At 64.0% G+C, this 24,956-nt stretch carries 27 protein-coding genes; 11 read left to right on the forward strand and 16 right to left on the reverse strand.

Annotated features, from left to right (window positions below):
- The first annotated feature begins 103 nt into the window (after window positions 1-103).
- Window positions 104-304, forward strand: coding sequence for a hypothetical protein (locus tag NFV80_RS00330; RefSeq protein ID WP_295324742.1), 201 nt, complete (start codon window positions 104-106; stop codon window positions 302-304).
- A gap of 51 nt (window positions 305-355) precedes the next feature.
- Here the strand turns inward: NFV80_RS00330 and NFV80_RS00335 are convergent, their stop codons facing one another.
- Entirely contained in the window at window positions 356-799 is a 444-nt protein-coding gene (locus NFV80_RS00335) for a universal stress protein (RefSeq protein WP_295324739.1), read from the reverse strand.
- Here NFV80_RS00335 and NFV80_RS00340 point away from each other — a divergent pair.
- Genes NFV80_RS00340 through NFV80_RS00355 form a run of 4 tightly spaced genes read left to right on the forward strand, consistent with a single transcriptional unit; the run spans window position 798 to window position 3,392 of the window.
- Window positions 798-1,469, forward strand: coding sequence for a hemerythrin domain-containing protein (locus tag NFV80_RS00340; RefSeq protein WP_295324778.1), 672 nt, complete (start codon window positions 798-800; stop codon window positions 1,467-1,469). The two genes, NFV80_RS00335 and NFV80_RS00340, sit on opposite strands and share 2 nt — an antisense overlap.
- A 5-nt stretch (window positions 1,470-1,474) precedes the next feature.
- Window positions 1,475-1,702 carry a DUF2249 domain-containing protein gene (locus NFV80_RS00345; protein ID WP_295324736.1) on the forward strand — a complete coding sequence of 76 codons (228 nt, stop codon included), beginning with the start codon at window positions 1,475-1,477 and terminating at the stop codon, window positions 1,700-1,702.
- Entirely contained in the window at window positions 1,702-3,003 is a 1,302-nt protein-coding gene (locus NFV80_RS00350; RefSeq protein ID WP_295324735.1) for a hypothetical protein, read from the forward strand. Before NFV80_RS00345 ends, NFV80_RS00350 begins: the two co-directional genes overlap by 1 nt.
- Window positions 3,000-3,392 carry a SirB2 family protein gene (locus NFV80_RS00355; RefSeq protein WP_295324732.1) on the forward strand — a complete coding sequence of 131 codons (393 nt, stop codon included), beginning with the start codon at window positions 3,000-3,002 and terminating at the stop codon, window positions 3,390-3,392. Before NFV80_RS00350 ends, NFV80_RS00355 begins: the two co-directional genes overlap by 4 nt.
- Before the next feature lie 30 nt (window positions 3,393-3,422).
- Here NFV80_RS00355 and fnr read toward each other — a convergent pair whose 3' ends face one another.
- On the reverse strand, window positions 3,423-4,169 hold the full coding sequence (fnr, locus tag NFV80_RS00360) for a fumarate/nitrate reduction transcriptional regulator Fnr (RefSeq protein WP_295324730.1): 747 nt from the start codon (window positions 4,167-4,169) through the stop codon (window positions 3,423-3,425).
- Between the two features lie 98 nt (window positions 4,170-4,267).
- Here fnr and hemN point away from each other — a divergent pair, with 98 nt between their 5' ends.
- The 5 genes from hemN to selD all read left to right on the forward strand — a co-directional run bounded on the left by hemN (window position 4,268) and on the right by selD (window position 10,301).
- Window positions 4,268-5,665: an oxygen-independent coproporphyrinogen III oxidase gene (gene hemN, locus NFV80_RS00365; protein WP_295324728.1), complete on the forward strand. Its 1,398-nt coding sequence runs from the start codon at window positions 4,268-4,270 to the stop codon at window positions 5,663-5,665.
- A 63-nt stretch (window positions 5,666-5,728) separates the two neighbouring features.
- The gene (locus NFV80_RS00370; protein ID WP_295324725.1) at window positions 5,729-6,415 is read left to right on the forward strand and encodes a sulfite exporter TauE/SafE family protein; all 687 of its coding nucleotides are present in this window, start codon (window positions 5,729-5,731) and stop codon (window positions 6,413-6,415) included.
- Window positions 6,416-6,423: 8 nt separating this feature from the next.
- A complete protein-coding gene (locus NFV80_RS00375; protein WP_295324722.1) occupies window positions 6,424-8,892 on the forward strand; it encodes a heavy metal translocating P-type ATPase in 2,469 nt (822 codons plus the stop codon).
- 38 nt (window positions 8,893-8,930) lie between these two features.
- On the forward strand, window positions 8,931-9,146 hold the full coding sequence (locus NFV80_RS00380; RefSeq protein WP_295324720.1) for a heavy-metal-associated domain-containing protein: 216 nt from the start codon (window positions 8,931-8,933) through the stop codon (window positions 9,144-9,146).
- Window positions 9,147-9,188: 42 nt separating this feature from the next.
- Entirely contained in the window at window positions 9,189-10,301 is a 1,113-nt protein-coding gene (selD, locus tag NFV80_RS00385; protein WP_295324717.1) for a selenide, water dikinase SelD, read from the forward strand.
- A gap of 27 nt (window positions 10,302-10,328) precedes the next feature.
- Here selD and NFV80_RS00390 read toward each other — a convergent pair whose 3' ends face one another.
- The 13 genes from NFV80_RS00390 to NFV80_RS00450 form a co-directional block, all read right to left on the reverse strand.
- Complete coding sequence (locus tag NFV80_RS00390; protein WP_295324775.1) at window positions 10,329-10,997, reverse strand: CCXG family PEP-CTERM protein; 669 nt, start codon at window positions 10,995-10,997, stop codon at window positions 10,329-10,331.
- A gap of 220 nt (window positions 10,998-11,217) precedes the next feature.
- The gene (gene modC / locus NFV80_RS00395; RefSeq protein ID WP_295324715.1) at window positions 11,218-12,288 is read right to left on the reverse strand and encodes a molybdenum ABC transporter ATP-binding protein; all 1,071 of its coding nucleotides are present in this window, start codon (window positions 12,286-12,288) and stop codon (window positions 11,218-11,220) included.
- Window positions 12,285-12,956, reverse strand: coding sequence for a molybdate ABC transporter permease subunit (gene modB / locus NFV80_RS00400; RefSeq protein WP_295324712.1), 672 nt, complete (start codon window positions 12,954-12,956; stop codon window positions 12,285-12,287). Before modB ends, modC begins: the two co-directional genes overlap by 4 nt.
- A 123-nt stretch (window positions 12,957-13,079) precedes the next feature.
- The gene (modA, locus tag NFV80_RS00405; RefSeq protein WP_295324709.1) at window positions 13,080-13,823 is read right to left on the reverse strand and encodes a molybdate ABC transporter substrate-binding protein; all 744 of its coding nucleotides are present in this window, start codon (window positions 13,821-13,823) and stop codon (window positions 13,080-13,082) included.
- A gap of 246 nt (window positions 13,824-14,069) precedes the next feature.
- Window positions 14,070-14,681 (reverse strand): urease accessory protein UreG, encoded by a 612-nt coding sequence (gene ureG, locus NFV80_RS00410; RefSeq protein WP_295324706.1) that lies wholly within the window; start codon window positions 14,679-14,681, stop codon window positions 14,070-14,072.
- A 16-nt stretch (window positions 14,682-14,697) separates the two neighbouring features.
- Window positions 14,698-15,369: an urease accessory UreF family protein gene (locus NFV80_RS00415; protein WP_295324704.1), complete on the reverse strand. Its 672-nt coding sequence runs from the start codon at window positions 15,367-15,369 to the stop codon at window positions 14,698-14,700.
- A complete protein-coding gene (ureE, locus tag NFV80_RS00420) occupies window positions 15,366-15,902 on the reverse strand; it encodes an urease accessory protein UreE (RefSeq protein WP_295324701.1) in 537 nt (178 codons plus the stop codon). Before ureE ends, NFV80_RS00415 begins: the two co-directional genes overlap by 4 nt.
- 2 nt (window positions 15,903-15,904) lie before the next feature.
- Window positions 15,905-17,623: an urease subunit alpha gene (gene ureC / locus NFV80_RS00425; RefSeq protein WP_295324698.1), complete on the reverse strand. Its 1,719-nt coding sequence runs from the start codon at window positions 17,621-17,623 to the stop codon at window positions 15,905-15,907.
- A complete protein-coding gene (locus NFV80_RS00430; RefSeq protein WP_295324696.1) occupies window positions 17,620-17,928 on the reverse strand; it encodes an urease subunit beta in 309 nt (102 codons plus the stop codon). The genes ureC and NFV80_RS00430 overlap by 4 nt, the downstream gene beginning before the upstream one ends.
- 10 nt (window positions 17,929-17,938) lie before the next feature.
- On the reverse strand, window positions 17,939-18,241 hold the full coding sequence (locus NFV80_RS00435) for an urease subunit gamma (protein WP_295324694.1): 303 nt from the start codon (window positions 18,239-18,241) through the stop codon (window positions 17,939-17,941).
- A 16-nt stretch (window positions 18,242-18,257) separates the two neighbouring features.
- Window positions 18,258-19,124, reverse strand: a complete 867-nt coding sequence (locus tag NFV80_RS00440) for an urease accessory protein UreD (RefSeq protein WP_295324693.1) — start codon at window positions 19,122-19,124, stop codon at window positions 18,258-18,260.
- Window positions 19,106-20,545 (reverse strand): ATP-binding protein, encoded by a 1,440-nt coding sequence (locus NFV80_RS00445; RefSeq protein WP_295324691.1) that lies wholly within the window; start codon window positions 20,543-20,545, stop codon window positions 19,106-19,108. Before NFV80_RS00445 ends, NFV80_RS00440 begins: the two co-directional genes overlap by 19 nt.
- Before the next feature lie 28 nt (window positions 20,546-20,573).
- Entirely contained in the window at window positions 20,574-21,683 is a 1,110-nt protein-coding gene (locus NFV80_RS00450) for an FIST N-terminal domain-containing protein (protein WP_295324690.1), read from the reverse strand.
- Between the two features lie 526 nt (window positions 21,684-22,209).
- Here NFV80_RS00450 and NFV80_RS00455 point away from each other — a divergent pair.
- The gene (locus NFV80_RS00455) at window positions 22,210-22,857 is read left to right on the forward strand and encodes a PEP-CTERM sorting domain-containing protein (RefSeq protein ID WP_295324686.1); all 648 of its coding nucleotides are present in this window, start codon (window positions 22,210-22,212) and stop codon (window positions 22,855-22,857) included.
- Between the two features lie 92 nt (window positions 22,858-22,949).
- Here the strand turns inward: NFV80_RS00455 and NFV80_RS00460 are convergent, their stop codons facing one another.
- Window positions 22,950-24,923: an alpha-amylase family glycosyl hydrolase gene (locus tag NFV80_RS00460; protein WP_295324684.1), complete on the reverse strand. Its 1,974-nt coding sequence runs from the start codon at window positions 24,921-24,923 to the stop codon at window positions 22,950-22,952.
- Window positions 24,924-24,956: the final 33 nt, after the last annotated feature.

Raw genomic sequence — 24,956 nt, forward strand, 5'->3', positions numbered from 1 at the left:
GACAGGCCATTTCCCTGTCGTTCGTCTGCACCGGCCATCCCGATCAAAGCACCGCACGAACATTCTGCGTCCTCCTGAAGGCAGGCGTATTGGGCCACGAGAAATGGAAGGAGAAAAGGCATTTTGCCACATTCCGGCGGCCGTGCCGGAGGCGATCGAAACGACGCCGTTGGCGGCAATGAGCGCCGTCGGCACCTTCCCGTTATCGGGACATACGGCCGCGGCGGCAGGAGGGATCGTACAGGACGGGCTACCGACAGGCGCCGCCGCGGTAGCCGGTGGCCTGCGGATCAGGCGGCGCTGACGCCCGGCGCGATGCGTTGCCCACAGCCCGCGCGAGCGCCGGGCGAAGGACTCAGCGATAAACGAGAACGGGAATCTTCGAGTGGGTCAGCACCTTGTTGGTCTCGCTGCCGAGCAGGAGGGCAGAGAAGCCGCGACGGCCATGCGAAGCCATGAAGATCAGGTCGCAGCCGGCGCGGGTTGCCGCGTCGATGATCGCCTGATAGGGAATGTCGCTGGTCAGCGACAGCGTGCTCACGGCAACGCCCTCCTCCGCGCCAAGATCGGCGACGAAGGCAAGGGTCTGTTGCGCCTGCTGCTCGGCAAGCTCGGCAAATTTCTCGGGCGTCGTCGGGTCGATCAGGGCACCTTCTCCATAGTAGCTGACCGGGTATTCCGGCTTGGCGAAAAACGCGGTGATGCGGGCCCCTGCGTCCTTGGCGAAGGAAACCGCCCGCCGGGCGGTCTCCTTCGACAGCTCCGAGCCATCGGTGGGAACGAGGATGTGCTTGAACATGGCGTTTCCTCCATTGTGGGATGGATCCACTATAGGCAGGATTGGCGCACTGAATCTTGATCGAAATCAAACTATCGATCGGGCATCCGGGCAGTGCGGGCGGATACCGGAGTCGGTGAAATGTCCTCGCGGAAAATATTTGATGCCGATCAACGTTGGCGGCGCCGGCGCGCCCGACAATGGCTCCTCTGATTCCGGGAGGCTCGGCATGGACGCGATTACCGATTTCATGGCGGAAGACCATCGCAGCTGCGACGCATTGTTCGTCGCGGTCGAGCAGGCCGTTGCCAGGGGCGCATGGCAGGCGGCCGGCAACGAGTTTCGCCGCTTCCACGATGCCATGCTGCATCATTTCGCGGCCGAAGAATCGGTTCTCTTCCCGCTCTTTGAACAACGCACCGGGATGTACCGGGGACCGACCCAGGTGATGCGCGGAGAGCACTCACAGATCCGGCAGCTGCTTTCCGCTGCCGAATCCGCACTGGCAGAATCGAACGCTGACGACTATGCCGGCACTGCCGAAACCCTGTTGATCATGCTGCAGCAGCATAACGTCAAGGAAGAAAACGTGCTTTATCCGATGTGCGACCAGTACCTCGCCGATCAGCTCGAAACGCTGTTGCCGGAGTTGCAGAAGCAGATCGCGGGAGAAGAAAGGTTATCGAGGTGACGCCAATGGATGCCGACATCGTCATCGATGCGCGGGGTATGGAACCTCCCGAGCCGATGGTGCGCAGCATGGAAGCACTCGACCAGCTCGGTGCGGACGAAAGACTCCTGGTGCTCCTGCCACGGGAACCCTTTCCGCTCTACCGGGCGCTCGAAATCAACGGTTTTTCCTGGCAGACGCAGCGTCGGCCAGACGGCACGGTGGAAGTTCTGATTCAGCGCAGACAGCAGTAATGCAGGCGTTGCTGTCCTTCGAACAGGCGCCCCCGTTCGCTGCACCGCTCCGCTTCTTTTTGACCGCACCGCTGTTTGCCATGCTTGCCGGGATGCTCCTGTTGTGGACCGGCCCCGGTCTGCTCGCCTCGCGCTGGACGCCCGCCGCGCTGGCACTGACCCATCTGATCACGGTCGGATTCCTGCTGCAGGTGATGCTCGGCGCAATGATCCAGATCCTGCCGGTGGTCGCCGGCGCGAACATGCTACGTCCGGGCCTGTTGGCATCGCTGGTCCATGCCGCGATCGTGCCGGGTGCCCTGCTGCTGACGGCTGGCTTCCTGACTTTCCAGCCGCTCGCCTATTGGCTCGCAGCGATCCTGCTTGGCGGCGGCGCCCTGCTTTTCGTCGGCGTCGCCGGCCATGCACTGTTCGTCGTGCCGTCGACCAATCCGACCATTCGCGGCCTCAAGCTGTCGCTGCCGAGCCTGACCGTGACCGTCGGACTGGGAGGCTCGCTGGCAGCCGGACTTGCCGGATCGCTGCAGCTGCCGCTGCAGCAACTCGCCTCGATCCATCTTACCTGGGGACTCGTCGGCTGGGGAGTGATTCTTCTTGCCACCGTCGCTTTCGTCGTCGTGCCGATGTTTCAGATCACTCCGCCCTATCCGGCGTGGTTCGCACGCTCGTTTGCCTGGTCCTTACTCACCCTGCTCTGCTGCTGGAGTCTGGTCGCCGGTTGGCAATGGCCTGGCGGGGCGCTACTGGCCGGCGCCGTGGTGCTGCACGTGGTCGCCTTTGCCGCGCTGACGCTGCATGTCCAGAGCCGCAGCAAGCGCGCTTCTTTCGACGCCACGCAGCGCCTCTGGCAAGTGGCGATGCTGTGCGCTCTCGCGGCCTGCAGCGTGTGGTATGCCGGAACCACGGTGCCGGAGTTGGACGATCGGCTGGAGTGGCTGTGCGGCGTCCTCGCCCTGCTCGGCGGCTTCATGTCGGTGACCATCGGCATGCTCTACAAGATCGTCCCTTTTCTCGTCTGGTTGCATCTGCAGAACCAGGGTGCTGGAAGAGTGCTCGCTCCGAGCATGCACAAGGTGATAGCGGCACGACAGATCGAGCGGCAGGCGCAGAGCCATTTCCTCTCGCTGGCGCTGCTCCTGGCAGCCGTTGTCTGGCCCGAATGGCTTGCCTATCCGGCAGGCCTGGCGATCGTCCTGGCCAACGGCTGGTTGCTGCGCAACCTGCTCGCGGCGGTTGCCTTCTATCGCCGGCATCGTCTGCGGATTGCCGCTGTCGCGAGCGCCGACGGCACCCGCAGATGAGCTACCTGCTTCTCAAGCACCTGCATGTCGGCTGTGTCGTACTCAGCGGCAGCGGCTTCTTCCTGCGTGGGCTGTGGATGCTGCGCGAGTCGCCGTGGCTGCAGCGAGCGGCGGTCAAGCTTGTGCCGCACATCGTGGATACGGTTCTGCTCGGCAGCGCGATCGCCATGGCGGTGCTCAGCGCCCAGTATCCCTTTTTCGCTTCGTGGCTGACCGCCAAACTGGTCGGCTTGCTGGTCTACATCGGCTGCGGCACGATGGCTCTCAAGCGCGCCCGCAGTCGGCAGCAACGCGCTGCGTATTTCGCGGCCGCGCTGACCGCCTTTGCCTACATCGTCTCGGTCGCCGTAACGCGCAATGCGCTCGGTTTCCTTGTCTGCCTGGCGTGAACGGGTGGCGGCCACACGCTGCGCCTGGCGCTAGCCGTTGCGCTGGTGGCTCATCAGTTTGCGCAGGCCAGCCGTATTGAGAATCCGGACCTTCCTCTGATGCACGGCCAGCAACCCCTCCTCCTGGAAACGCGAGAAGGCGCGACTGACCGTTTCCAGCTTGAGTCCGAGGTAGCTGCCGATTTCGTCACGCGACATGCGCAGATTGAATTCGGCAGGGGAGTAGCCACGTGCCTTGAAGCGCTGCGACAGGTTGAGCAGAAAGGCGGCGAGCCGCTCTTCGGCGCGCATCGTGCCGAGCAGCATCATCACGCCGTGGTCGCGGACGATCTCGCGGCTCATCACCTTGTGGAAGTGGTGCTGCAGGGTATGGATCTGGCGTGACAGTCCTTCGAGATGCGAGAAAGGAATTGCGCACACTTCGCTGTCTTCGAGGGCGATGGCATTGCAACTGTGGATTTCGCCGCTGATCCCGTCGAGACCGAGCAACTCGCCGGCCATCTGAAAACCGGTGACCTGATCGCGGCCGTCCTCGACCAGCACGTCGGTCTTGAAAAAACCGCTGCGAATTGCGTAAATCGATTCGAAAGCTTGCCCTGCGCGATAGAGATGATCGCCGCGCTTCACCCGTCGGCGCGTCGACACCAACTCGTCGAGCTTCTTCAGTTCCGCCGCATCGAGCCCGATCGGCAGGCAAAGTTCGCGCAGGTTGCAGTTCGAGCAGGCGGTCTTCACCACCTCAAACGCCAGCCTCGCAGTCGCCACATTTGCAGACATCCACGGTTCTTTTTCGTCAAACCCTGTCTTTGATCCACGTCAACCCGGCCCAGTCAGCGCAGCCCGATAATGCACGCAATAAACAATGTAACGGGAACATGAATTCGGTTGCCGGCAATCTCGTTTTTGATCCGCAGATCATCCGCCGTTTCGACATCAACGGCCCCCGCTACACGTCGTATCCGACGGCAGATCGTTTCGTCGAAGCCTTCGGTTCAGACGCAGCCAAGCTCTGGCTCGGCAAGCGCAATATTGGCGCCATCAGCCGCCAACTGTCATTGTACTTCCACATTCCCTTCTGCAACACCATCTGCTACTACTGCGCGTGCAACAAGATCATCACCAAGGACCATGGTCGCTCGGCCAAGTATCTGAAATACCTGGCGCGTGAACTGGCCCTGCAGAGCAGTTATCTCGATGGCGCCGATCAGGAAGTGGCGCAGTTGCATTGGGGTGGCGGCACGCCAACCTTTCTTTCGCATGAGGAGATGCGCCAACTGATGGCGGTGACGCGCAAACACTTCCGCCTGGTCGCAGGCGGCGAGTACTCGATCGAGGTCGATCCACGCAAGGTCGATCGCACGACCGTGGAACTGCTGGGCGAGCTGGGTTTCAATCGCATGAGTATCGGCGTACAGGATTTCGATGCGAACGTCCAGCAGGCGGTGAATCGCGTCCAGAGCGAGGAAGAGACTCTTGCCGTGATCGACGCCGCACGTGCCACCGGCTTCAAGTCGATCAGCATCGATCTGATCTACGGCTTGCCCAGACAGACGGTGCTCGGATTTGGCCACACCCTTGAGCGCGTCATCGCTGCCAGTCCGGATCGTGTCTCGATCTACAACTACGCGCATCTGCCCAGCCTGTTCAAACCGCAGCGCCGGATTCTCGAAGCCGACATGCCTTCGGCCGACGCGCGCCTGCAGATTCTCGCGCTGGCGATTCGCCGGATGACCGAAGCCGGTTACCTCTACATCGGCATGGACCACTTCGCCAAACCAGACGACGAACTGGCGATTGCGCAGCGCCAGGGGCGTCTGCACCGCAATTTCCAGGGCTATTCGACGCACTCGGACTGTGACCTGCTGGCCTTCGGCATCTCGGCGATCAGCAAGGTCGGCCCCACCTACAGTCAGAACGTGAAGACACTCGACGAATACTACGATCTGCTCGACAGCAACACGCTGCCGGTGTATCGGGGGATCGAACTCAATGCCGACGACCTGCTGCGGCGTTCGATCATTCAATCGCTGATGTGCCACTTCGAGCTGTCGATCGAATCGATCGAAATCGCGCACCTGATCGACTTCGCCAGCTACTTTGCGACCGAACTCGATGATCTCCGCGAAATGGTCGATGCTGGCCTGGTGCGTGTGGACGACAAGTGGATCAGCGTCCTGCCGCGCGGACGCATGCTCGTGCGCGCCATCTCGATGGTTTTCGACCGCTATCTGCGCGCCGATCGGCAACGGACGCGTTACTCCCGGGTGATCTGACGGCGAACTGCGGACGTTCGGCACGGGGTAGAATCCTTGCCTGTCTGATCGTCGTCCCTTGCCATGCCCGAACCCGCCTATTTCGCCCTGCTGCTGATCGGCCTGCTGGGCGGCCCCCACTGCGTCGCGATGTGCGGCGGGATCGTCGGTGCCCTGGCGATGGGCACGGCGGCGCGCCTCTCGCTGCACCTCGCGTACAACTGCGGCCGCATCGCCAGCTATGCGCTTGCCGGCGCCGTCGCCGGCGGCATCGGCCAGGCCGGCATGGCGCTGGCCGGTCCGTTGCCGCTGCGCACTTTCCTCTATCTGCTCGCCAATCTGATGCTGGTCGCACTCGGCCTTTACCTCATCGGCGTGACGCGTGCCCTCGCCTTCAGCGAGCGCTGCGGTCAGAAATTGTGGCGTCATCTGCAACCGCTGACCCGTCGCTATCTTCCCGCACGTAGAGTGGCACAGGCCTTTCCGCTCGGTCTGCTGTGGGGCTGGCTGCCCTGCGGTCTGGTCTATAGCGCGTTGGCGACCGCCCTGACCAGCGGTTCCGCCTGGCGCGGCGCCGGCATGATGCTGGCCTTCGGCGCCGGCACCCTGCCCAACCTCTTGCTCGCCGGCCTGCTCGCGGCCCGCCTGCAGGCGTATGCACGCATGCCGGCGGTACGCGTGGCAGCCGGCCTGCTCATTCTCGCTTTCGGCGCCTGGGGACTGTTCGTCGGTTCCGGACTGGCGCCTCGGCTCCTGCACGGCGGGCAATGAGTCAGGCGATGTCGGGCGACTCCGCCAGCGAGCTTCGGCGCCTCGATCTGCCGATCGCCGGCATAAGTTGCGCAGCGTGTGCGATACGCATCGAGCGAGTGCTCGGACGGTTGCCGGGCGTCACCGCCAGCGTCAATCTGGCAAGCGAGCGCGCACTGGTCGAGATCTCTTCTCCGCAGACGAGTGCGCAGCAGATCGTCACGGCGATCGAACAGGCGGGTTTCAGTGTCCCCTCGACCACGCTCGAAGTGGCCATCGAAGGCATGAGCTGCGCCGCCTGCTCGACTCGCGTCGAAAAGCTGCTCAACCGGCTGCCGGGAGTTGCAGCGACGGTGAACCTGGCGAACGAACGCGCGAGCATCCGCTACCGTCCCGGTGTCGTCTCGCCTGCCCTGCTGCTCGCCACGATCGAGCGTGCCGGTTTCCGCGGGCGACTGGCCGACGACCCGACGCGTGCCGACGAGCAGGCGAGAAAGGCCGCGAAACGACGGAGCGAGCTGCGTCGTTTCTGGCTCTCGACGGCGCTGACGCTGCCACTCGCCGCGCAGATGCTGGCCATGTTCGAGCCCGGCGGACAGCACCACGACCTGCTGCCGCGCTGGTGGCAACTGCTGCTGGCGACGCCGGTGCAGTTCTGGATCGGCTGGCGTTTTTACGACGGTGCCTGGAAGGCATTGCGTGGTGGCGGTGCAAACATGGACGTGCTGGTGGCACTCGGCACGAGCATGGCCTACGGCTTCAGCCTGGTGGTCACCGTGTTCGGTGCCAACAGCCTGCACGTCTATTTCGAAGCGTCTGCGGCAGTGATCACTCTGGTCCTGCTCGGCAAGCTGCTCGAAGCGAATGCCAAGGCGAAGACCACCGAAGCGATCGCCGCGCTGATCCGGCTGCAACCGAGAACCGCGCGTGTCGAGCGTGACGGGCGACTGATCGAGATCGATGCGGCCCTGCTCGTTCCGGGTGACGTCTTCCTCGTCCGTCCCGGCGATGGCGTGCCGGTCGATGGCGAGGTCATCGACGGTTCGTCGAGCGTCAACGAGGCGATGCTTACCGGCGAGAGCATGCCGGTTGCCAAGCACCGCGGCGACCGTGTGTTTGCTGCCACGGCCAACGGCGAGGGTGTGCTGCGCTGCCGGGCTACCGGCGTCGGCGAGCACACGCTGCTGGCGGGGATCGTGCGCATGGTGGCCGAGGCGCAAGGATCGAAGGCGCCCGTGCAGAAACTCGCCGATCGCATATCCGCAATCTTCGTGCCGATCGTCTGCGCCGTCGCCCTGCTCACCCTGATCGGCTGGTGGGCCTTCGCTGGTGTTTTCAGTACGGCGCTGATCAATGCCGTCGCCGTGCTGGTGATCGCCTGTCCTTGCGCACTCGGACTGGCGACACCTACCGCGATCATGGTCGCCAGCGGCCGCGGCGCCGCCGCCGGCATCCTGGTGAAGAACGCCGAGGCGCTCGAACGTGCGGAGAAGGTCAAGGTACTGGCCGTCGACAAGACGGGCACGCTGACGCGCGGAGAGCCCACGGTGACCGATCTTGTTGCCCTGGGTACGTCGGCGGACGAAGCGCTGGCCCTGGCCGCGGGTCTCGAGCAGGCTTCGGAGCACCCGCTCGCGCGTGCCATCCTGCAGCAGGCGCAGGCGCGTGGGGTGACGCTGCCGGCAGTCGGAGAATTCCGGGCGATTCCGGGACGCGGCGTCGAAGGAGTGGTCGCCGGCCGGCGGCTGCGGCTGGCCGCAGCGGACGGCGCTACCCGCGTTGTCGCAGAGGGCCTGGTCGAAGAGTTGCAGCGTTCGGGCAAGACCGTCGTCGTGTTGACCGAAATGGCTGCCCGGAGCACTGCCGGCGAGGTCGATTCCGGACCCGACGAGATCGCCCTGGCGTTGCTGGGGATTGCCGATCCTCTTCGCGACAGCTCAAGGATCGCCGTTGCGCGCCTGCGGGCGATGGGCATCCGCGTCGTGATGCTGACTGGCGACCACGCCGCCACCGCCGCCGTGATCGCCGACGAGCTTGGCATCGACGATTTCCACGCCGGCGTCCTCCCCGGCGACAAGACCGCGGCGGTCGAAGCGCTGAAAGCCGATGGGGCGCCGGTGGCGATGGTCGGCGACGGCATCAACGACGCTCCGGCGCTGGCGGCGGCCGACGTCAGCTTCGCCATCGGCGCCGGCTCCGACGCTGCGATCCAGGCTGCCGACATTACGCTGGTACGCAGCGATCTGGGCGGCATCGTCGATGCCATCCTGCTTTCCCGTGCGACCCTGCGGAAAATCAGGCAGAATCTGTTCTGCGCTTTCCTCTACAATGTGCTCGGCATCCCGCTGGCGGCCCTGGGCATGCTCAGCCCGGTGATTGCCGGAGCCGCGATGGCAATGAGTTCGGTCTCGGTAGTTTCCAATTCGTTGCTGCTCAGGCGCTGGCGCCCGGGCGGCCGTCCGGGCCCGCAACCGGACGTGGCGGGAAGCCGGGCGTGATGCCGCCGCCGATACAAGAAGAAGAGAGGTTCCGTCTGATGGAAAGAATCGTGGTCTCGGTCGTGGGGATGAATTGCCAGCGCTGCGTGCAGAGTGTGACCAGCGCCCTCGAGGCGTTGCCCGGAGTCGAGGAGGTGATAGTGTCCCTGGCGACCGGAGTCGCCAGCGTCGCCTGCGACTCCACTCAGGTGAGTGCCGCCGACCTGCGCCGAGCAATCGAGGACGCGGGATTCGACGCTCCGGGCGGCACCTAGGCTGCCGCTTGCCGCATCCTGCAACTGTCCTGACGAAGAAAAATGTCGAGAAGAAAGACGAAGTCCGAGCAGCCTGCTGTGCCGGGAGTGGCACCGGGTGAAGTGATCCGGCTGACGCAGTTCTCCCACGGTGGCGGCTGCGGCTGCAAGATCGCTCCGCGCGTACTTGAACAGATCCTCGCCAAGACGACGTCGGCGATCGTCCCACCGCAACTGCTGGTGGGCATCGAAACCAGCGATGACGCGGCGGTCTACCAGGTCAACGCGGAACAGGCGCTGATTGCCACGACCGACTTCTTCATGCCGATCGTCGACGATCCGTTCGACTTTGGCCGCATTGCGGCGACCAACGCCCTGTCGGACGTCTATGCCATGGGTGGCGTACCGCTTCTGGCGCTGGCCGTGGTCGGCATGCCGGTCGAGCGATTGCCGCTGGAAACGATCCAGCGGATTCTCGAGGGCGGCGAGTCGATCTGTACCCAGGCTCGCATCCCGATTGCCGGAGGACACACCATCGACTCGGTCGAGCCGATTTACGGCCTCGTCGCCATCGGTCTGGTCCATCCCGAAAATATCAAGCGAAACGCAGGCGCCCGCCCCGGTGACAAGCTGATTCTCGGCAAGGCGCTGGGAGTCGGCTTCTTCAGCGCTGCACAGAAAAAAGGACTGTTGTCCGCAGCCGGCTACGCGGCCCTGGTCGACTCGACGACGCAGCTCAACACGCCGGGACGCTCGCTCGCCTGCCTCGCCGGTGTACACGCGATGACCGACGTGACCGGGTTCGGTCTGCTCGGACACCTGGTCGAAATCTGCAAGGCGTCCACCGTCGCCGCGGTGATCGACTACTCGGCACTACCGCTGCTGCCCAACGCCCTGGATTACGCGGCCAAGGGTTGCGTCACCGGCGCTTCTGCGCGCAACTGGGCGAGCTATGGCGAGCACGTCTCGCTCCAGAAGAGGCAGTTCGGCGACCTCGAGCAGGCGCTGCTGACCGACCCGCAGACCAGCGGCGGGCTGCTCGTCGCTTGCGCGCCGGAAGTGGTCACCGAAGTCCTCGCGATCTTTCTGCAGGAGGGTTTCGACCACGCGACCGTCATCGGCGAGATCGTCGTCGGCAAGCCACAGGTATCCGTGGTCAGGAGTACGGCCGCCTGAGCCCGTGCTGGCCGCCGCTCCGTAGAACTACGGGTGGCGCTTGCGTGCCACGCCGAAAGCGAACAGCGAAATGGCGAACAGCGCGTAGGTGGCCGGCTCGGGGACCGTCGTCGCCAGGCCGTCGCTCGCACTGAAGGTGGTGAAGCCGGGTGCACCCGGCGCACGGAACTGCGCCTGCTGGTCGCCATCGCAGCAATGTTCGAGACCATAGATCTGGAGCACGTGATTGCCGGCCGCCAGACTCGCCGTGTAGTCGAAATACTGGCTGGGATCGTTATAGGACCCGGCCCACCACATGTCATTGGACTTGAAACCGAGGGCGACACCGTCGAGGAAGACCGCGCCGCCGTTGCCGAAGTCGGTTCCCGCACGGAATTCCCAGATCCCGGCCTGCCCGGCAGTTACGCCGAAGGTGACCGTGAAGTCGAAAGCGATATCCGTGGACGAGCCGCCGGCGAACAGGCCGTGGTTCGTAATATGATCAAAGACCGACGGAGAGGCATGGCCATAGCCCGCCGTTGCGGTAGCAACCGCCGCCTCGACGACGCTCTGGTAACTGGCCGCACTGCCCTGCGCTCCCGCCGTCGACTTGCCGGTCGTAACCTCAATCGTGCTCGCCTGGGCACTACCTGCCGACACTGCCAGCGCAGACACGACGATACCGGTGATCATCTTTCCGTTGATCCGTTGCATCATGGTTTTCACTATTGCTCCTTGGTTCAGTTTCGCGGAATGTTTGCGGAGGTACAGCAAGACGCGTGTGCTGCTGGCTGCAACCCAAAGTTTCGTGAACACGGACGCATTGGAACATCGGAGCGACGCAGGCCTTGTGCGATTCCTCACGTTGCTCATCACATGCTCATGGAAAACCCCACGCTCTTCCCGAAACTCCTTTTCTCCCCCGGGGTAAGCGGGCCTAGCCAATTACCGCAACGGCCTTGATTTGCGCCCATACCGCCTTGCCGGCCACCAGTCCGAGTGCGGCCGCGGAGCGTCTGGTCACGCGTGCGACGATGGTGGTCTCTCCAACCTGCAGGCGGACGAGGGCGAGGGCGGGATGCCACTCCCCGGCCAGTTCCAGAACTCTGGCCGGCAAGCAGTTCATGATGCTCATGCCTTCGCATCGTTCGAGCGCAATGCTGACGTCCCGCGCCAGGATGCGGACCCTGACGCGTTTTCCGGAAAGATGTCCGCAACTCCGGACCCAGAGACTGCCGCCTCCGAATTCGACGCGATCTAGGCTCCAGCACTCATCGATTTCTGCGACCGTGGCCTCGAGTACGACGCCAGCGTCCTCGCCGAGACGGATCGGCAGGTCGACACGCGAAAGCGTTTCCGCCAGAGGCCCGGCCGCGACGATCCGGCCAGCGTCGAGGACGACGAGATGATCGGCGAGACGGGCGACCTCGTCCGGCGCGTGACTGACGTAGATCACCGGGATCTCGAGTTCGTCACGCAGCCGTTCGAGATAGGGAAGGAACTCCTGTTTGCGCGCCACGTCGAGCGCAGCCAGTGGCTCATCGAGCAGGAGCAGGCGGGGGCTGGTGAGAAGTGCACGCGCGATCGCCACGCGTTGCCGTTCGCCGCCGGACAACGTCCCTGGTTCGCGCTGCAGCAACCGCGCGATGCCGAGCAATTCCACCACGCGCTCAACGGACTGCGCGCGTGCCGTTTCCGGGACCCGCGATCGGCCATACTCCAGATTGCGGCGCACGGACAAATGGGGAAAGAGATTCGCGTCCTGGAAGACGTAGCCCAAAGGTCGCCGATGCGTTGGCAGAAAATGATCATCGTCCTGCCACGGCTCGCCGTCGACGAACAGGCGACCACGCGCGGCCCTCGTCAAGCCGGCAATGCAACGCAGAAGCGTCGTCTTTCCGCAACCTGAAGGTCCGAAGAGAGCCGTCACGCCTCGACTGGGCAAGCAGACATCGACGGCCAGAGAAAATCCCGGGTACGACAGCTCGAAATGCGCGTCGATCGTCATTGCGTGCGATTTCCGCCCCGCGCGTACAGCACGAGCAGCACCAGGAACGAGAAGGCGAGCATGCCGCCCGCGAGCCAGTGGGCATTCGCGTATTCCATCGCTTCCACATGGTTGTAGATCGCCATCGACAGGACCTGCGTCCTGCCCGGGATGTTGCCGCCGATCATCAGGACGACGCCGAATTCGCCGACCGTGTGCGCGAAGCCGAGCACCGCTGCCGTGGCGATCCCTGGTCTGGCGAGCGGAAGCGCGACTGTGAAAAACGCATCGAGCGGCGATGCTCGCAAGGTGGCCGCCGCTTCGAGCGGTCGTTCGCCAAGCGCGGAAAATGCCTGCTGGATTGGCTGCACGACGAAGGGTGTCGAATAGATCATCGACGCCACCACCAGGCCTGGAAAACTGAACGGGAGCAGACCCAGACCGAGGAATTCCGTAAGGCGCCCGACCAGCCCCTGCGGGCCGAGCAGCACCAGCAGATAAAAGCCGAGGACTGCCGGCGGCAGGACCAGCGGCAGGGTCGTGGCGGCGCCCACGATGCTCTTCAACGGCGAACGGGTTTGCGCCAGCCACCAGGCCAGCGGCGTCCCCAGAATCAGCAGCAGCACCGTGGTGAGGCCAGCGAGCTTGATCGTCAGGGCGATCGCGGCGACGTCGGTTGAACTCAGCATCGCGAATCCGTCTTCTGCAGTACAGCAGTGTCATCATGCGGGGGCGCCCGGCACGACGGCGCAAGCGCCACGGGGTCGGAAAAGCATCGAGGCAAACGTATTCGGGAGGTTCGCATCGCGCCGTCAACAATCGTAGCCGTAGGACTTGATGATTGCCCTGACCTTCTCGCTTTTCAGGTATTTCATCAGTGATTCGGCGGCGGGTTTCCCCCTGCCCTTTTCCAGAATCACCGCGTCCTGGCGAATCGGCCGGTACAGATTAGCAGGAACCATCCAGGCGGAGCCTTCGATCCTGCCGTCTTTCAATACCTGGGAAAGCGAGACAAAGCCGAGCTGAGCGTTGCCGCTGGCGACGAACTGCTGTGCCTGCGAAATGTTTTCGGCGGTGACGAACCTGGGCTGCAGTGCGTCGTGGACGGCGAGCGCCTGCAGGGCTTGCACGGCGGCGGCTCCGTAGGGCGCCAGCTTCGGGTTTGCCAGCGACAGGTTTTCGATTCGGCCTTGCCTGAGAACGTCGCCGGCGCCATCGACGAAAGCGGCTCGTGGCGACCACAGCACGAGCTTGCCGATCGCATAGGTGAACCGGTTTCCCGCGCCCGCCTCCCTGATCAGTTTCCTCGGCGTCTCCTCGTCCGCCGAGAGGAGAATCTCGAACGGCGCGCCGTTCCTGATCTGCGCAGAGAACTTTCCGGTCGCGCCGTAGGAAGCGACGACCCGGTGTCCACTCTCCTTCTCGAACTCCGCGGCGATCTTCTGCATTGGGGCCGTGAAGTTTGCGGCAATCGCGACCGTGACCTCGTCGGCCCGCGCAGCGGACCACCACAGCAGACTGGCGAGCAGCGCGAGGACAAGGAACCGGGTAGTCATCTCCACTTCCTTTGGGCGACCCTGGTGTGATCAATGTATCGAGACGAGAAAAAACGCGCGATACCTTGCATGGCAACCGGTGACACCGATGACAATCGCTGGGCGGGTTCGTAGCTCTTCCCGGGTCGTCAAGGCATAGGCGAGATCGTTGATCGCCCTGCCGTTCGCCCCATTCCCTGCCCTTTTCCTGCCAGCGGGAGGTCCGGCCAGCACGGGTTGCGCCCAAGAGATTTCCCGTTGGCTGGCCTAGCCCAGCAACCCACGCTGCTCGACAAAGGCGATGATCTCCGGCAAGCCCTGCCCCGTCTTCATGTTGCTGAAGACGAACGGCCGCTCGCCGCGCATGCGCCGGGCGTCGTGCTCCATCACCTGCAGCGACGCACCGACGAAAGGCGCCAGATCGGTCTTGTTGATCACCAGGAGGTCCGACTTGGTGATCCCGGGCCCGCCCTTGCGCGGGATCTTGTCGCCTGCGGCGACGTCGATCACGTAGATCGTCAGGTCGGAGAGTTCCGGGCTGAAGGTGGCGGCGAGGTTGTCGCCACCGGATTCGACGAACACGATTTCGATGTCCGGGAAAGCAGCCGTCAGGCGGCTGACTGCTTCCAGGTTGATCGATGCGTCCTCGCGAATCGCGGTATGCGGGCAGCCGCCGGTTTCGACACCGAGGATGCGCTCCTGCGGCAGCGCTGCATGCTGAACCAGGAACTTCGCGTCTTCCGCGGTGTAGATGTCGTTGGTCACGACGCCGAGGCTGTAGCGATCACGCAGCGCCAGGCAGAGGGCCAGGGTGAGTGCGGTCTTGCCGGAGCCGACCGGACCTCCGATGCCGATGCGCAATGCGGGACGACGGTTCATGTGAGTTTGCTTTCTGTCAGGATCGGAAAAGTCTCGCATACTGCGTTTCGTGACGGCTGGACGCCAGCGCGAAACCGGGAGCGAGGTTGCTCCAGCGCTCCTCCGGCAGATCGAGAGCCGCAAGGGCGAGCGCCGGAAGGCGAGCGCCAAGCGTCAGCATCAGACGCTGCCCGGCGGTCTGACCCAGGGGTACCGCCTTGAGTGCGGCCATCACCTGGTTTTCGCACCAGGACCAGAGATAAGCGGTCAGCGAATGCTCGGGGTCGATTGCCCAGACGGCAGCCGCCAGCGCCCAGCCGGCAGGAAAAGTAATTTCCTGCGGCACAGCGCAGGCCGGCGGCAGCGCAGAAGCGCCGAGATCGTGCAACAGGCAGCGCAGCGAGTAGCCCATCTGCAGCGTTTCGGCACGCAGTTCGGACGACTCGCGACTGGCCAGGAAGTCGGCGTTCAGGCGTTCGACTTCGCCCGCGTCGGCGGCCATCCACGCTCGCTGCAGACTGGCCGTCAGCGGGGCTTCGAAACGGCCGACGGCATTCGCCAACAGTCCGCCGATCCAATCCAGCGCAGTCGCCTCATCGCCTACCCGGCCCGCTTCGACCGCCCATTCGAGCCCTTGGGAGTAGGTGTAGGCGCCCACCGGCAGCGCCGGACTGGCGAGTTGCAGCAGGCGCGCCAAGGCCAGGCTCACTTGAACTCGTGAATCCTCGCCGGCGAACTCTGCGCGCCATCAGCCGGATGGCGTGTACTACCCGCCGTCGCTGCTCGTGCCGGGCGGTAGTCGTGGGCGCCAGTGTGCGCGTGCGCAGCGTAGGCGCCGCCTTCGGGATCGAACGGCGCCTCGACTTCGGTGACCGTACAGCCGAGTCCGAGCAGCATCTCGGCGAGAACGTGATCCGGCTGCAGGCGCAGGCAGCCCTCGGCAAGCTGCACCGGCACATGCCGGTTGCCCAGATGGTAGGCGGCACGAATGAGCTGCAAGGTGTCGTCGGTGCGCACTTCGAGCAGCGCTTCGGCTGCCGCCTCGATGGCGACGACGCGACCGCTGCCGGTCCGCAAGCGGTCTCCGTGACGAAGCACGGTGCCTGCCGGAAAGACGTAGCCCAATTCCTCGCCGCCGACCAGGACGACGCGCTGCCGGCTTCTGCAGCGGGCGTCGTAAGCAAGCACCAGGCGGTCGCTGGCAGGAGTATCCCGGTCGGCGAAGGTCTCGGCAATCAGCATCGTCAGAACAGGAAGTAGCGCTGCGCCATCGGCAGGACGCTGGCCGGCTCGCAGACCAACAGTTCGCCGTCGGCGCGCACGGCGTAGGTTTCGGCATCGACCTCGATCGTCGGCGTCGCCGAATTGTGGATCATGTCCGTCTTGCCCAGCCCGCGCGTCCGGCGCACGGCGTGCAGTGGTCTCGCGAGCCGCAGCGCGGCGACCTCCGGATTGTCGAGCGCGGCCTGCGAAACGAAAGTTACCGAGGTCTTGCGCGCGCCCGCGAAAGCGCCGAACATCGGCCGATAGTGTACCGGCTGCGGCGTCGGGATCGAGGCGTTGGCGTCGCCCATCGCGGCGGCGGCGATCATCCCGCCCTTTAGGATCAGCGACGGCTTGACGCCGAAGAAGGCCGGTTTCCAGAGCACCAGATCGGCGAGCTTGCCGACTTCGATCGACCCGACCAGATCGGCGATGCCGTGCGTGATCGCTGGGTTGATCGTGTACTTGGCTAGGTAGCGCTTGACGCGGAAGTTGTCGTTCGCATACTCGGCACCCCCCGCCGCAGGCGATGGCAGAGGACCACGCTGCACTTTCATCTTGTGTGCGGTTTGCCAGGTGCGCAGAATCACTTCGCCGACGCGGCCCATTGCCTGCGAATCGGAGGACATCATCGACAACGCTCCGAGATCGTGCAGGATATCCTCCGCGGCGATGGTCTCGCGCCGGATGCGGCTTTCCGCGAAAGCAACGTCTTCGGCGATCGCCGGGTCGAGGTGATGGCAAACCATCAGCATGTCGAGGTGCTCATCGACCGTATTCACCGTGTAAGGCCGCGTCGGGTTGGTCGAAGACGGCAGGACGTTGCCTTCGCCGACGGCGCGCAGGATGTCCGGCGCATGCCCGCCGCCCGCACCTTCGGTGTGGAAGGTGTGGATGGTGCGTCCCTGGAAGGCGGCCAGCGTCGTTTCGACGAAACCGGATTCGTTGAGCGTGTCGGTATGAATCGCCACCTGCACGTCCATCTCTTCGGCCACTGTCAGGCAGTTGTCGATCGCAGCCGGAGTGGTTCCCCAGTCCTCGTGCAGCTTGAGGCCGATGGCGCCGGCGCGCACCTGCTCGCGCAAGGGTTCCGGCAGCGAGACGTTGCCCTTGCCGAGGAAACCGAGGTTCATCGGGAAGGCGTCGGCTGCTTCGAGCATGCGGTGAATGTGCCAGGGGCCCGGCGTGCAGGTGGTGGCGTAAGTGCCTGTGGCTGGTCCGGTGCCGCCGCCGAGCATGGTCGTCACGCCCGACATCAGCGCTTCCTCGATCTGCTGCGGGCAGATGAAATGAATGTGGCTGTCGATGCCGCCGGCGGTGACGATCATTCCTTCGCCGGCGATGATCTCGGTACTGCCGCCGATGGCGATCGTCACTCCTGGCTGGATGTCCGGATTGCCCGCCTTGCCGATGCCGGCGATGCGCCCGCCCTTGATCGCAATGTCGGCCTTGACGATCCCCCAGTGGTCGACGATCAGCGCGTTGGTGATCACCGTATCGGCGACTTCACCGGCAGGCTTCTGCCCCTGCCCCATCCCGTCGCGAATCACCTTGCCGCCGCCAAACTTGACTTCCTCGCCGTAGATCGTGAAATCACTTTCGACGACGATCCACAGTTCGGTATCGGCAAGGCGCACGCGATCGCCGACGGTTGGCCCGAACATTTCGGCGTAGGCTTGCCGCGAGATGCGGACACTCATGACAGTTCCCCCATGACTGAGCCAGTGAAACCGTAAACCCTACGGTCCCCGCCCAGCGCAACCAGCTGCACGCTGCGCGTCTGCCCGGGCTCGAAGCGTACGGCGGTGCCGGCGGCGATGTCGAGCCGGTAACCGCGTGCCGCCGCCCGGTCAAAGGCCAGCGCCAGGTTCGTTTCGGCAAAGTGATAGTGCGAACCGATCTGGATCGGCCGGTCGCCGGTATTGGCGACCGTCAGCCGGATCGTCTCGCGACCGGCGTTGAGTTCGATCTCGCCGTCCTCTATCTGCATTTCTCCGGGAATCATGACCGGCTCCTCAGACGATCGGGTGATGGACGGTAACCAGCTTGGTCCCGTCCGGGAAGGTTGCCTCCACCTGGATGTCGTGGATCATTTCGGGGACGCCTTCCATCACGTCGTCCCGGGTCAGCAGCGTCGTGCCGTAGCTCATCAGTTCGGCCACGCTGCGCCCATCGCGCGCGCCTTCGACGATGGCGGCGCTGATCAGGGCGACTGCTTCCGGGTAGTTGAGTTTCAGACCACGCGCCCGGCGCCGCTCGGCGACCAGCGCAGCGGTGAAGATCAACAGCTTGTCCTTCTCTCTCGGTGTCAGTTCCATGCATCTCCCACAATGTTCAGGTGCTCCAGATCCGCGGCGGCACCGCCGTCCTGCCGAGTGCGGCCGGTCGCAAGACCTGCCATACCGCGCTCAACCAGGCGCGCGCCACCTCCGTCCCGGGGGCAAGGCAGCGCGCCACGAGCACTTCGGGCAAAGCCGTGACGCCGGTGAGCACGCCTCCGTCGGCGGGAAGCGTGCGACAGGCATCCAGCCAATCGCGAGCCACCGCCTTGCCGGCGAGAAGCAGTGTCGCGCTGACCGGCTGGCCGGCCAGACCGGCGGCCGCGTCGAGCCACGCCGCGCCACCCGCGAGCCGCCCGCGCTCGATCCACAGCGGCCGTCCGGCCCTTTCGATCCGCGTCGACAGGTCGAGCCAGCCATTTCGGAAGCGTTCGCCGCTGGCAGTGCGGCCCAGGCATAGAATTTCCCAGCCGCAGAATGTTCCCCCTTCCGCCAGCTCGACGCGCGTCTGCATGGTCGCTTCGGCGCCATCATAAACGATTGTTTCCTGCGGCAGCCATTCGATGATCGCAGAAGGGGCGACACGGACCGACAGCGACTGCTGCGCCGGCCGCCCACCCGCACGATACCACTTGCCGGCGCCAGGTGTGGTCAACAAGGCACACGCGCCGGGAGCGGCGGCAAGCTCGACCTCGAGGCGGTCGCCGCCGGCAATTCCGCCCGGCGGATGGAGAACGATCGCGTGGCAGGTGGCGGGGCCTTCCGGGTAAAACGCTCGCTGTACGCGCAGCGGTCCGCAATGCTCACGCCGCACCAGCCGCGTCGCCGCCGAGTGCCGCTCGAAGCCGAGAGCCAGGCGCGCGTGCCAGCCGGGACGCGCCGCTTCCTCGTCTGCCCGCCGCTTCAGGTCCTCGCAGCGCATACTTCGCCAGCCTGCCGCGGGCGCCACTTGTCGACCACTGTCGCAAGCTCGTCGAGGCGAAACGGCTTGCTGACAAAATCGTCCATGCCCGCAGCCAGACAGGTTTCGCGATCGCCAACCATGGCATTCGCAGTCAGCGCGATGATCGGAATGCGCGTGGCGCCGGCGGCTTCGCTGGCGCGAATTCGTTGTGTCGCCTCGATCCCATCCAGTTCGGGCATCTGGCAATCCATCAGGACCATGTCGAAGGAATGCGGCGCGGCGAGCACTTCCAGTGCGCTCAGACCGTTGCTGGCGACCGTACAGGCACAGCCGATCGCCTCCAGAAAACCGCAGGCAACCAACTGATTGACCGGGTTGTCTTCGACGACCAGCACCTTGAGCTGCCGCGCCTCTGCCGTCCGCCTAACCTGTGGCACCGGGCTCGTCGGCAGAACCACTTGCCGCGCCGGCTGGCGTTGCCGATCACGTTCGAACGTCAAGGAAAACCAGAAACACGAGCCGACACCCTGCCGGCTGCTTACGCCACAGCGTCCGCCCATGAGTTCGCAAAGCCGCCGCACGATCGCGAGCCCCAGACCGGTACCACCAAACCGCCGGGTGATCGAACTGTCCGCCTGCGTGAACGACTCGAAGAGGTGGGGCACGATGTCTTCGCTGATGCCGAGACCGGTGTCTTCCACTTCGAAGCGATAAACCAGCGCGCTGCCTTCGTCGGAGATCAGCCGGGCACGAATGCAGATCTGCCCCTGTTGCGTGAACTTCAGTGCATTGCCCACGAGGTTGGTAAGGATCTGCGCATAGCGTGTCGGATCGCCAATCACCGCATTCGGCAGATCAGCCGGCCAGTCGATCAGCGATGCCAGACCCTTGCCCTCGATCTGTGCTTGCAGCAGCAGCAGAGTCTGTTCGGTCGTCGCGCGCAAGTCGAAAGGCGTCGATTCTATGTCCAGGCGACCGGCCTCGATCTTCGAAAAGTCGAGAATGTCGTTGAGGATCTTGAGCAGCGAGAGGGCCGACTGCTGAATGGTGTCGGCCATCTTCCGCTGCTTGCCGTCCAGCGGGCTGGTGAGCAGCAGTTCGGTCATTCCCAACACGCCGTTCATCGGCGTCCGCAGCTCATGGCTCATCGCCGCTAGAAATGCCGACTTGGCGCGACTGGCCGCGTGCGCCGCCTCGTTCGACGCCTGCAACTCCCGATTGCTTTGCTCGAGCGCCTGCAAGGCCTGAGTCAGCGCGGCAGTACGCTCCTTCACCTTGCCTTCGAGAGCGATGGCGCCCTGAAACAGGGAAAACGAGTTGCCCTTCCGGTCCACTTCGCGTTCGACACGATTCATCAGGACCTCGTTGATGTATCGAAGCTGTGCGTTTTCCTCCTCGAGTTCGAGGCAGCGGGACTGCAAACGGGCCAGTTCGCTCATCTTCGTAGCGGTCGATCGTCTGCGAACTTCAGGAGGCCTGTCCGATCGCAATGCCAGTGAAAGTCTGATTGACGTGCATCGAGTTGAACTGTTCGCCATAGGTGGCGAAGCCGATCACGTTGTTCTCGGCGAGAAGCTTTCCGATTCGTTCCTGGAGTCCATCGCGTTCGCCTTCCAGGCGGCGCAGAATACAGTCGCAGCCGAGTACCAGTTGCGGCGGCCCGACGGTGGCGCGGACCTTGGCGAATGCCTCCTGCAGGTTTTCCAGCATGTCCATACCTCTGGCGATCGTCAGCACGATGCCGTCGTCGATGGCACAGAAGAACGACAGGCTTTCGTCCTCGTTCACCTTCGCGATCGAGCGCACGAAGTATTGGCCGCCGACGCGCACGACCAGGGGATGCGTGGCAAAGATCAACGGCGTCAGTTCATCGATCGCCAGGCCCAGCAGCCGCGCAAATTCCCGGGCAGCCGGCTTGCCGTTGATCTCGAAGACGATCCGGCGCAGCGGATCCGAGCGGGTGATGACGAGGCGCTTGTCCGAATGCACGAAGTGCTGCGTGCGGAACGCCAGAAACGGCAACCCGGTACGCAGCACGCTGAGCAGCGCGACCTTCTGCCGGAATTTTCCTTGGTAGTAGAGGTGTGTTGCCCCGAAGCGAGTGCCATCGGCTGCCGAGCCGCCGATCAGGTCGATTCCCTGCAGGTGGTGGTGCATGCAACTGACGGCGAGTTCTTCCTGCATCGCGAGGCCGTCGATCAACAGGAATGCGAAGGTATCGCCGGCGCTGGGCGGTTGCCCGTCGCGCGGACCGAGGCCGTCCAGCAGTGCGCTGACTTCGCCCGCGGTGGCAACACTGTCGAAGGGATCGAGGGGGATCAGCCGGGTGGCGACATCCAGGTCGCGCCCGGCCAGACTGAAGCCGGTCACCGTGCCGGAAAGGTAGCCCTGCGGAGTGATTTCGCCTGCGGTGGTGCAACCGATCAGATTGACGTCGCCGAAGAGCCGGTGCAAGCCCTCCGCCAGTACCGGCAGATCCATGTCGGCTGCACAGTAAAAGACTGCGAGCTTGATTTCCGGCTGGTCCAGTGCAGCGTGTACCTCCCGGGCAGCCTGCGCCGCATCACGGGACTGCACGGTGCACCTGCGAATCGAGAGCGAACATGGTGAAGAAGACGGCATCGATGGCTCCTGATCCTTTCTGGCAGGCGAAGCGCCGCCGGCCTGTCGGGCTGATGGAGGCGAACTGGCAGCAGAAAGTGCGACCTGCCGAAGGAGAGGACTGGCCAGAGGAGGTGCACCCGACGACACGCTTCCGATTATAGGTTTCCCCATCGACAGGGGTCAATCGCGCCACTGCAGCAGATAGCCACATCGAATAGCGGCGCCGTTCCTCCGGTCGCGAGCGATCGCTCGTGGCGCAACGTCCCTCACGCGCACCATGCCGCATCGTCAAGAAGAGGACCTGTGGCGACCTGTCGAAATTCTTGACACGCGCACCTTCCGTGACCGTTGACCGGATCTCCATTGCATTGAAAGAACATCAATTTTTCTTATTCTTGAAGAGGTGGCGCGGCTTGTGCTTTCGGCGAATTGCTCGGGTCGCGCAGAATGACCGGACAAATTCGTCAATTTTCCTCTGACCAATACAGGAGTTCCTTCAATGAAAAACTTATTCGCCATTACAGCAACTTGCGCTGGAATCATGGGGCTCGTTGGCGGCGCCCAGGCGGACACCGTATACACTTCCCGGGCGGCGTTCGACGCCGCAACCGCTGGGCAGACCATCATCGATTTTAATGGTATCGCAGGAGCAAACAGCTACGTCGCTTACAACGCTGGCCCGCTGATCCTGTCGGGCGTCACCTTCACCGGCAACGGCAGCATGTTCGTCATTGGCGAAAACTGGTATGGCACCGCTTATCCCGATGGCGGCTATCTCAACTCGGACTATGCGGCGACGAACACCATCGTCGCGACGCTGCCGGGGGCGACCGCCGTCGGCTTCGACTTCGGCGGCCTGCTCGGCGCGCCGGTGACCTTTACCGTCACCTTGTCGGACGGCTTCACCTGGTCCGCGACCAGCAACGGATCCATTTCGCCGCTGGCGCCGCTGGAATTCATCGGCATCACCTCGTCGACGCCGCTGAGCAGCATCAAGATCGACATGCCTAACGCCGCCAGCTACAACGCAATCGACAACTTCACGCTGGCCGCCGCGGTCCCCGAGCCAGCCAGTTGCGCACTGTTGTTGACTGGACTCGGCATGCTCGGCGCGACGATGCGTCGCCGCCAGACTGCATCCGCCTGAGGCAGCAGGCAGGGCCACCGGCACAACGATTCGAGCGAACCGGCAAAGGCCGCTGCCGGTTCGCTCGCCGCCCCGCTCCTCGCCGACCGGGGCTAGAAATCTCCGTGGTCGCGAGCGAAAACGAGGATGCTGTTCGCCGGCAAGGTAATCGCGGCCGACGCCGGCAGCCCGTCCCACGAGGGACCGTCGGCAGTAACGCCACCCGCATTCCCTTGCGCGTTGGGATTGACCCACTGGTCGTAGACGTCGCTGTTGAAGACCTCGTACCAGTACCCGCCGGCCGGAAAGCCGATGCGGTAACCGTGGTTGTAGAAGGTTCCCTCGTTGAAGCTGGCGACGATCACCACGTCGCGACCAATTCCCGGTATCCAGCGCTGCCAGGCGATGACCCGATTCTGATTGTGCACGTGGAAAACGTTCAGGCCGTCGCCGCGCAGTCCGGGATGCCTGCGACGCAGCCACATCAGATCACGCGTGCAGCGATGCTGATCCGACATCGCCTTGTCACCGCCTTCCAGACCATCCCACCAGATCAGCAACTCGGGACGACCCGTCCAGTCCGTCCAGTACTTGTCCTCGAGAAACTCCTGACCCATGAAAATCATCGGTACCCCGGGTGCCGTCAGCAGCATCCCGGCCGCCACCTTCGCCCGGCTGCGTGCGTACCACGAGCGCGAGTTGCTCGGATCGGCAAGAGCTGCGATACGCGGCTGCCGGTCGCCATGATTGACATCGAGCAGATCGTGGTTTTCCAGGCACTGAAACACGCTCCAGCGTCCCTGATCGCGATACGTCAGGTAAAGGGCGTCACGCACGCGATCGAGATTCACCGCCGCCTGCCGGCCGCCGGTAGTTTCGCCGATCGCCTTGCGCACGTTGTCGCGCAAGGTATCGCTATAGCCCAGGTCGAAACCCATTCCATAAGGCGGCGAGGCAATTGCCCGCCAGCGCTCGTCCCCCCAATACTCCGCGATCTGCACGGCGCCGGGTTTGATGAAGCGCAGCGTGCTGGTCAGATCCTGGGCAAAGAACCAGCCGCCGTTTTCTGCGATTACCGTGACCTGATCGTAGCGCAGGCCGTCCACATGGTATTCCTGCAACAGCGCCTTGCCATTGTCGATCAGGAACTCGCGCACCTCCTGCTTCCAGTAGGCGAATATCAGGCCGCCGGCGTGACCCTGATCGGTGAAGTAAAGACTGTTGTTGTTGGTCGTGGCGGCCTGGCGATCGAAAAAGTAGATGCTCTGATCGTCAAATCCGCCGCCCGCGTGGTTATACACGACATCAGTGATCACAGCGACCCCGTACAGGTGGCAAAGGTCGATGAACGCCTTGAACTGGTTGACCTGTCCCGTGATCTGCGCCGCCGTCAGAGGAGGAAATCCCTTCGCCGTCAGCAGCCGGTTCACCCGTTCGAGATACGGTGGCAAGTCGGCTGCCCGCACCGCGTAGTCCATCTCCGGCGAGAAAAGGTCGGTGCCGTTGTAGCCGAGGCTGTTCTCGCCCTGGAACTCCTGGAATGGCAGTGGCATCACCGCGTTGATCCCGAGATCGGCGAAATACTCGATGCGATCGACCACGTCGAGAATCTTGCACACCCGGTGCGGCCGAATGTCCCGGCCGCTGGCGTCTCTCGCATAGAACACGCCGATGTGGAACTGATAGACGATCAGCTCGCTGAACGCTGGCGTACGGTAGCCGGCGTCGTGCCAGGCATAGTCCGCCGGGCTACGCACGATGCAATTGCAGTCGGGATAGCCGTCCATCTCCAGCTCGCGCGCATAAGGGTCGCGCTTGAAGCCTTCGCTTCCTTCGCCGACGACGTAGAAGCGGTAGAGATCGCCATCCTCGACACCCGGGAAAAAGCCTCCCCAATAGCCATTGCCGTCCTTGACCAGCAAGGCGTCGGGACTCTTCGGAAAGTCCGGCGGGCTGCCCGTCGGCTGCGGCAACGCGAGATACACCGCCAGCGCGTTCGGCGCCCAGGTGCGAAAAGTGGCTCCTCCCGGCACCAGGCTGGCGCCGAGCGGAGTGTGCGAATCGATGTATTGTTGCGATGCGGTCATGGCGGCACCTATCGGCAGATCGGTCGAAGGACT

This window comes from Accumulibacter sp. (assembly GCF_023806565.1).
In the GTDB taxonomy this organism is placed as follows: Bacteria; Pseudomonadota; Gammaproteobacteria; order Burkholderiales; family Rhodocyclaceae; genus Accumulibacter.